Annotated in this window: 1 protein-coding gene; it reads left to right on the top strand. The window is 30.6% G+C overall.

All coding sequences use genetic code 11. The features are described from left to right. Positions 1-49: 49 nt before the first annotated feature. A partial coding sequence (locus OM075_RS26045; protein WP_301193448.1) for an ATP-binding protein occupies positions 50-307 on the top strand: 258 nt, incomplete at its 3' end.

Below are 307 nucleotides of genomic sequence, written 5' to 3'. Positions count from 1 at the left end.
AATTATTAAAGAGGTTGAATTGGATGAATGTATCCTATGTGATATAGATATGACCAAGACAGTTTTGAGAAATTTAATTTCAAATGCGATTAAATTTACTCCTCCCGAAAAATACATTAAACTATCTGTACATAAGTTCAATGATTCTTATCTTGAAATATCGATTCAGGATCAGGGACCAGGAATCCCAGTTCATATGTTAGCTGATCTATTTAAATACTCTTTTAATAAGCCAAAGATTATGAATCATAAAGAAGCCGGAACCGGTTTGGGATTACCAATTTGTAAAGAATTTATAGAATTGCAA

This window comes from Plebeiibacterium sediminum (assembly GCF_026013605.1).
Lineage (GTDB): Bacteria > Bacteroidota > Bacteroidia > Bacteroidales > Marinilabiliaceae > Saccharicrinis > Saccharicrinis sediminus.
Note: the sequence above shows the minus strand (reverse complement) of the source record. Positions and strands in the feature narration are given on the sequence as shown.